We start from the raw sequence: 1,111 nt of genomic DNA on the forward strand, positions 1-1,111 counted from the left end.
GCTCAGGGCGAACGGGGAGAGGGCGACGCAGCCTCGAAAAAGCAAAAGACTCAACCCACCACCGTCTGTTCGATCACCCCGAAAATCGGGTGGCGCTTGTCGTCCTCGGCCCAGATGCGCACCGTGTCGCCGGCGGCCAGGAACGGCGTGTGCGGGCTGCCACTGCGGAGCATTTCGACCGTGCGCATTTCGGCGAGGCACGAATAGCCAACCCCGCCCTCGGCGATCGGCTTGCCCGGCCCGCCATCGGCATCGCGGTTGGAAACGGTGCCAGACCCGATGATCGTGCCCGCGCACAGCGCCCGCGTCTTGGCGGCGTGGGCGATCAGCGTGCCGAAATCGAAGGTCATATCCTCGCCTGCATCGGCGCGGCCGAACGGCGTGCCGTTGAGATCGACGCAGAGCCGTCGGTGCAGCTTGCCCTCCCGCCACCACTCGCCGAGCGCATCGGGGGTTACGAAGACGGGGGAGAAGGCGCTGGCTGGCTTCGATTGGAAGAAGCCGAAGCCCTTGCCCAGTTCCCCGGGAATGAGATGGCGCAAGCTGACGTCGTTGGTCAGCCCGACCAGCCGGATGCTGGCCAGCGCCTCCTCGCGGCTCGCGCCCAAGGCTACGTCGCCGGTGACGACGACGACTTCGGCTTCGAAATCGCAGCCCAACGCCTCGTCCGCGAACGGGATCGGGTCGCGCGGGGCCAGGAACCCGTCGGAGCCACCCTGATACATGAGCGGATCGTGCCAGAAGCTGTCGGGCAAATCCGCGCCGCGCGACTGCCGCACCAGAGCGACATGGTTCACATACGCCGATCCGTCGGCCCATTGATACGCGCGCGGCAGCGGGGACGCAGCGGCATGTTCGTGGAAGCGCCGCATCGGGATCATCTCATGGTCGAGATCGGTCGCGAGGTTCTGCAGATCGGGCAACAGCCGGTCCCAATCGTCGAGCGCCGCTTGCAGCGTCGGTGCGATATGCGCCGCATCGGCGCACCAGGCGAGATCGTTCGATACGACGACGAGTTGCCCGTCGCGACCCGATTTGAGGCTGGCCAGTTTCATGCGCGCTCTCCTAGCGTTTTGCCTGAACATAGTCCTCTCGCCTCGCTTGTCATCCC

At 66.2% G+C, this 1,111-nt stretch carries 1 protein-coding gene; it reads right to left on the minus strand.

Annotated elements, in window-relative coordinates:
• Positions 1 to 50: 50 nt before the first annotated feature.
• Complete coding sequence (locus ABWP09_RS01030; protein ID WP_353203312.1) at positions 51 to 1,055, minus strand: fumarylacetoacetate hydrolase family protein; 1,005 nt, start codon at positions 1,053 to 1,055, stop codon at positions 51 to 53.
• Between the last annotated feature and the right edge of the window lie 56 nt (positions 1,056 to 1,111).

The sequence above is a fragment of the Sphingomonas sp. genome, from assembly GCF_040398505.1.
GTDB lineage: Bacteria > Pseudomonadota > Alphaproteobacteria > Sphingomonadales > Sphingomonadaceae > Sphingomonas.

Coding starts and splice junctions, on each gene's coding strand:
- ABWP09_RS01030 (WP_353203312.1), bottom strand. CDS start 1,055: ATGAAACTGGCCAGCCTCAAATCGGGTCGCGACGGGCAACTCGTCGTC.